Below are 6,258 nucleotides of genomic sequence, written 5' to 3'. Positions count from 1 at the left end.
ATCGTGACGACCGCGCCAACCCCGACCGCCGCGGCGCGGTCCACGATGGCCCGCACCCCCTCGGCGTCGGTGGCGCCACACGCGTCCAGGTGCGTGTGCGCATCGACGAGCGGGCGCAACGGCTCGGGGGCCGGGGGCGGCTGACGTTTGGAGCTCACGCGCACACAATATGGGCCCCCAAATAAGGTTGAGGGCGATGAGGCCCTATTACGTCACCACCGCGATCACCTACCCCAACGGCGATCCGCACATCGGGCACGCGTATGAGTACATCGCGACCGACGCGATCGCCCGGTTCAAGCGGCTCGACGGGTTCGATGTGCGGTTCCTGACCGGCACCGACGAGCACGGCCTCAAGATGGTCGAAACGGCGGCGGCCGAGGGCATCCCGACGGCCGAGCTGGCCCGGCGCAACTCCGATGTGTTCCAGCGGCTGCAGGAACGGTTGAACATCTCCTTCGACCGGTTCATCCGCACCACCGATCCCGACCACCACGAGGCGTCCAAGGAGCTCTGGCGCCGGATGTCGGCCGCCGGTGACATCTACCTGGACACCTACTCCGGGTGGTATTCGGTGCGCGACGAACGGTTCTTCGTCGAATCGGAGACCGAGCTCCTCGACGACGGGACCCGGCTGGCCACCGAGACGGGCGCCCCGGTGACGTGGACCGAGGAGCAGACCTACTTCTTCCGGCTCTCGGCCTACACCGACAAGCTGCTGGCCCACTACGAGGCGAACCCGGATTTCATCGGACCCGACGTGCGGCGCAACGAGGTGGTCAGCTTCGTCTCGGGCGGGCTGCGCGACCTGTCCATCTCGCGCACCTCATTCGACTGGGGCGTGCAGGTGCCCGAGCACCCCGACCACGTGATGTACGTCTGGGTCGACGCGCTGACCAACTACCTGACCGGGGTCGGCTACCCGGACACCGAATCGGAACGGTTCCGGCGCTATTGGCCGGCCGACTTGCACATGATCGGCAAGGACATCATCCGGTTCCACACCGTGTACTGGCCGGCTTTTCTGATGTCGGCCGGAATCGAGCTGCCGCGAAGGGTTTTCGCGCACGGGTTCCTGCTCAACCGCGGCGAGAAGATGAGCAAATCGGTGGGCAACGTGGTCGACCCGATCAACCTGATCGACACGCTCGGCGTCGACCAGGTGCGCTATTTCCTGCTGCGCGAGGTTCCGTTCGGCCAGGACGGCAGCTTCAACGAGGACGCCATCGTCACCCGGATCAACTCCGACCTGGCCAACGAGCTCGGCAACCTGGCGCAGCGGTCGTTGTCGATGATCGCCAAGAACCTCGACGGGGTCGTTCCCGAACCCGGCGAGCTGATCGCCGCCGACACCGAATTGCTCGCGACGGCCGACGGTTTGTTGGAACGCGTCCGGGCCAATTTCGACGCGCAGGCGATGCACCTGGCCCTGGAAGCGATCTGGCTGATGCTCGGCGAGGCCAACAGGTACTTCTCGGCGCAGCAACCCTGGGTGTTGCGCAAGAGCGAGTCCGAGGCCGATCAGGCGCGGTTCCGCACCGTCTTGTACGTCACCTGCGAGGCGGTGCGCATCGCCGCGCTGCTGGTCCAGCCCGTCATGCCCGACTCGGCCGGCAAGCTGCTGGATCTGCTCGGGCAGGCGCAAGACCAACGAGCGTTTGCCGCGATCGGCACGCGCCTGGCGCCCGGCACGGCGCTGCCCGCTCCGACCGGGGTGTTCCCCCGCTACCAGGTCGAGTGAGCGGACCGCTCAACGCCGCGTGACCAGCGGTCGAAGACCCGGACAATTCGGTTGAAGAGCAAGCGAGTTCGGTGCCACGGCCAATTCATCGGGAACGCTTTGGACAAATGTGTCCAACATAACTTCTGGCATAGACCATAATCTTCGGTGTGGAACGACGCCAGAACAGGCAACAGAGCCAATCGCCGATGACGACCTTGAAGGAGCTGCCCGCACTGGTTGTGCTGGAGCGGATCCCGGTTCCGGTGCTGGCGATCGGAGACGACGGCAGTATCTTGTTTGCCAACACCGCATTTGCCGACATGATGGGTTACGAGCCGGAAGAGACCCTGTCGCTGCGATTCGAACAGATCTTCCATCAGGCCCCCGCCTCGGATTCGCTGTTGGCGACGGTGCACGCGCTGGCGAACATGGTCGTCGAACTGGCGCACAAGGACGGCTCGGTGGTGCGCGCGATGATGAGCAAGTCCGCCGTGCGACGGGTGGACGATCAGTTCGCCCTCGCGGCGTTCCAGGATCTGACCGAACAGCTCTGGGAAGAGGCGCGCTAGCGCCGCTGACCCTTAGCGGCGGCCTGCCGCGCCGGGCTTGTGCCGCCGTCGCGGCAGGCCGCCGCAGACCGTGAGCCGGAAATGGTCGAACGTGGCATTGCCGCCGACCGCCAGCCGCGGCAAGGCCAGCGGGTCGCAGCCGCGATCGGCGAATCCCGGTGTGGTGGACAGCGCCCAGCGCACCCCGCGGCGGCGCAAGACATCCTTGGCCCGGTCATCGAAATCCTGCGGCCGACCATTGGGGTAGGCGAAAACCCTTGGCGTTGAGCCGGTCTCACGTTCGATCGCTACACAGGAATCGGTGATCTCCCGTTCGACATTGTCGTCGCCACACCGGGCGAGGATGGGGTGGGTCACCGTGTGCGGATACAGCCTCACCAGCGGGTCACCGGCCATGTCCCGCACCTGCTCCCAGGTGAGCATCCGGAACGGGCCGGCGTCCCCGTCGTCGCGGTACCCGAGCGCGGCCAGGACCTCATCCAGCACGGCGACGCGTTCGGTGTCGCCGAGGTTCTTCAGCGCCTCCACCGCCGCCGCGTAGACCCGGCCGCGCCTGGCGTCGCCGTCGAGCGAACGCGTCCCCAATTTCAGTGCGGCCAAGTCGACTTCGGCCACCGCGGTGCGGGCGATCGCCAGCCACAGCCGGTCGGGCCACAATGTTTCGCCGGTGCCGATCGGACCCGTCGCCAGGAACACCGACGCGGGCAGGTTCAATTCGCGCAGCACCGGCAGAGCGTGGGTCGCGAGGTTGCCGGTGCCGTCGTCGAACGTGATCGCCACCGCGCGCGGCGGCAGCGTCCGGTCGGCAAGGGCCGCCAGGGCCTCCTCGAGCGCGAGGACGTTGAAGTGCTTGCGCAGGTACTCCAATTGGCGGCGGTACATCGCCACCCCGCCGACATGCCAGCAGGGCGGCGACAGCGGCGCGTCTTCCACGCCGTGGAACATCACGATGGCGAGCGCGTCGCGATGTCGTCGCCGGGTGAGTGCCGGGACACCGGCGGCGCACAGCGCTGCGGCTGCGATGTTCCTGACGGCGGGGCGGATCTCGATGTCCCTGATTCGCGCCATCAACGGTCAAACGCTATCGGCGCCGCCATGATTCGCGCCTGACCCGCCACAGGATCACCCCGGCGCCGACGATGGCCACCGCCACCCAGCCCGCGCCGAACCAGTACAGCCAGTCGAGGTTGGAATGGCTCGCCGATCCCCCGGCCGGGGCGCCGGCGGCCAGCGGCGGGTGGTCGACGGTCACCGGGTCTTGCCCGGGCACCGACACCACCGCGACACCCTTGAGCCGCTGCCAGTGTTTGTTGTTGTCGCTCTTGAGCCACCTGATCAGCTCGTCGAGCTGCCCGGGCGCGCCGTTGGACGTCGCGATCAGCAGCGACCGCCCGTGGTTGAAAACCGTTTGCAGAGAAGCGAACCGCAGCACCGGGTCCAGTGTGAGCTTGGCCGGCTTGTCACCGGGGCCGACGGCGCTGACGGTGATCGGGCCGCTGGGCCCCGCGGCCACCGGCAGCGCCACCTCGGACTGGTTCCACCCGTCGGCGGAAATCAGCAGTGCGGGATCGGAGGAGTCGATCGCCTGTTTGATACCGGTGACAGTGGTGTCGATCGGTATCGAGCTGATTCGCTGCAGGCCCACCACGATGTCGAGCGCGCGCACGGTGTCGACGAACGAGTGCTCGGCGATGCCGACCTGGACGCGGGGCATCAGGGTTTGGGGCATCGACTGAAAACCGTCGGGCACCGGCGGCGCGGCGGGGCTGCTCTCAACCGTGCTGTCGCCGTTGATGTTCAGGGTGAGCAGCTGATTTCCCGGTCCGGCGGTGTAAAAGTCGCCGCAGTGTCCGACATTGCTCGCCACGTCGAGTACCAACTCGAGGTTGGTGTAGCGCTGCAGCAGCCGGTCGGGCACGTCGATCCAGCGATCGATGGTGCCGTGGCCGTCGGTGGGCCAGTGGTCGATGGTTTCCGGGCCGATCGTCACCGCGATCTGGCCGACGCCGTTGTTCGACGTCGGGGTGTAGGACCCCTGCAGATGCACCCGCACCGAGTGGATTGATCGGCCAAACCTGGTCTGGTCCACTCCGATCGACACCCGCGGTTGCAGTGAGGTCGAGTTGGCGAAGGGCTGTCCGAGCTCGCCCAGCGAGGCGGTATTGCCGGGCAGTTGCACCTTGGGCTTCGGCGAATCCAGCGTGGCCTTGGCCGACAGGGCCAGCTCCGACACGTCGCTGAACAACGCGGCCGTGTCCGAGTCGTCGGTTCGGTTCAACGGCCCCGACATCAACAGCCACGGCACACCGGAGGAGCCTTGCAGCGAAAGCCCGTTGTCCGGGCCCTCTTTGACGACGATCTGGCGCTCCAGCGATTGCGGCGGGGCCGGGGGCGCGGCCTGGCCTTCCTGCAGGGGGATCACCGCGATGTCGGGAACCTGCTTGCCGTAGTGCGCGGCGGCGGAGGCGGCGAGCTGAATTGCCGTGTCGGACTCCGCCGTCGAGGGCGACTGCGGCAGATAGATGCTCAGCTTCCGCAGCACCGGCGGCAGGAAATGGGCCACGGTGGTCGGCGGCAATTCGGCCCCGGTGTAGGTGACGGTTCCGTTGGTCAGCCGCAGGGGGCTTTCCTGATACAGGCAGTATCCGTCCACCGGAACCAGGTATGCGTGCACGGTGACCGTCAGCCAATTGTCGTTGACTTCCGCGCCCGCCAACGGGACCGCGATCGGTGTCTGGTCGGCGGTGGGCAGGTTCAGCCTGGCAAGGGTGCGCTCCCCCTGCGTCACGGTGATCATCCCCGACCGCAGATTGATCGGCAGCTCGACCGTCGTATTCAAAGCGGCCGGCGTCAGGCCGTGCAGCACCGGCACGGTCAGCTGCTGGCTGCTCGTCAGCCCCCAGAATTCCAGGGTGGAGGCGGACCCGACGTCGAGCAGCGACAGGGTCGTCGTCGAGTCCGTCGACGGGGCCGGGTCGGCCGGCGCAGCCCATGATGCCGGAGCACTCATCAGCAAGAATCCGACGACACCGGCCAGCGCAATTACTCGACCGAGAGATTTCCGGTATATCACCGGAACAGTATGCATTGTTGAAAGCGCTTCAACCCCAATAACGGAATCGCCGTCGTGGCGACCGCGAAAAGGTATCTCGCAACGCCTCTTCGAGATCCCGCGGCGCCTCGGCACCGGCTATGGGCGAAATCTAATCGGTTTGCGATTCCGCGGTGGCGTCCTCGCGGGACGCCCTGGCCGCGGCATGACGCATTTCTTCGCGCCGGAGGAATTGCCGAAAGTAGGGCAGCGATGCCTCGGAGACGACACCGGGAAGCAGCAGGTTCCAGATCTGATGCAGGCGCTCGGTGGGGTCGCCGACGATGTTGCCGATCCTGCCGTGGCTGGATATCGCGTTGGCTACCAACCGCGCCCCGAAGATGGTGCCGATGACCGACGCGCTGAGCACGTCGGGGTCGATTTCGTTGCGGAGGTCTCCCTCTTTGATCGCCCGCCGAGCCTCTTGCGCCGTCTCCAGCATCAAGTTGGCGTAGAACCGCGAGGCCGCGGCGTTGAATCCGCTTAACGCCGTGGCCAATTGCGCGGCCGCGCGGGCCATTTTGTCCGAGCTCAGCACCTCCACGATCGTGAACGTGCCGTGCAGCAGGTTCTCCAGCCCGGGCGACGACGATCCGCAGACATTGCGGAAAGCGCTGAGAAGGGTGTCGGAGCCTTCCTCGATGATGTTCGACGCCAACGATTCTTTCGAATCGAAATGGTGATAGAGGGCGCCCTTGGTCATTCCGGTCCGCTCGATGATGGTGCTCCAACCGGCGGCGGCATACCCGACGTCACTGAACACTTCGATGGCGGAGTCGAGGATCTTCCGGCGGGTGGCTTCAGAGCGAACTTGGCGCGCCATGGTGCACGCACCTCCGGGATCTCATCGGATGCGCAGAGCGCTCATCTGGTTT

General features: G+C 66.4%; 5 protein-coding genes and 1 pseudogene. 2 read left to right on the top strand and 4 right to left on the bottom strand.

The window, feature by feature from the left end; genetic code table 11:
* Positions 1–164, bottom strand: a pseudogene (locus tag A9W96_RS18255) (DNAase); the annotation flags it as partial.
* Between the two features lie 32 nt (positions 165–196).
* On the opposite strand from A9W96_RS18255, the gene metG reads away from it, so the two are divergent.
* Positions 197–1,741 carry a methionine--tRNA ligase gene (gene metG / locus A9W96_RS18250; RefSeq protein ID WP_067141843.1) on the top strand — a complete coding sequence of 515 codons (1,545 nt, stop codon included), beginning with the start codon at positions 197–199 and terminating at the stop codon, positions 1,739–1,741.
* A gap of 188 nt (positions 1,742–1,929) precedes the next feature.
* The gene (locus A9W96_RS18245) at positions 1,930–2,292 is read left to right on the top strand and encodes a PAS domain S-box protein (RefSeq protein ID WP_051445841.1); all 363 of its coding nucleotides are present in this window, start codon (positions 1,930–1,932) and stop codon (positions 2,290–2,292) included.
* Between the two features lie 12 nt (positions 2,293–2,304).
* Here A9W96_RS18245 and A9W96_RS18240 read toward each other — a convergent pair whose 3' ends face one another.
* The 3 genes from A9W96_RS18240 to A9W96_RS18230 all read right to left on the bottom strand — a co-directional run bounded on the left by A9W96_RS18240 (position 2,305) and on the right by A9W96_RS18230 (position 6,206).
* Positions 2,305–3,351 carry a polysaccharide deacetylase family protein gene (locus A9W96_RS18240; protein WP_067141861.1) on the bottom strand — a complete coding sequence of 349 codons (1,047 nt, stop codon included), beginning with the start codon at positions 3,349–3,351 and terminating at the stop codon, positions 2,305–2,307.
* A 22-nt stretch (positions 3,352–3,373) separates the two neighbouring features.
* Complete coding sequence (locus A9W96_RS18235; RefSeq protein WP_067141840.1) at positions 3,374–5,380, bottom strand: hypothetical protein; 2,007 nt, start codon at positions 5,378–5,380, stop codon at positions 3,374–3,376.
* Positions 5,381–5,495: 115 nt separating this feature from the next.
* Positions 5,496–6,206, bottom strand: a complete 711-nt coding sequence (locus A9W96_RS18230) for a TetR/AcrR family transcriptional regulator (RefSeq protein ID WP_067141837.1) — start codon at positions 6,204–6,206, stop codon at positions 5,496–5,498.
* Positions 6,207–6,258: the final 52 nt, after the last annotated feature.

Origin of the sequence: Mycobacterium sp. 1245852.3 (assembly GCF_001669335.1) — a bacterium.
Lineage (GTDB): Bacteria > Actinomycetota > Actinomycetes > Mycobacteriales > Mycobacteriaceae > Mycobacterium > Mycobacterium europaeum_A.
This window is presented reverse-complemented; position numbering and strand designations above follow the sequence as displayed.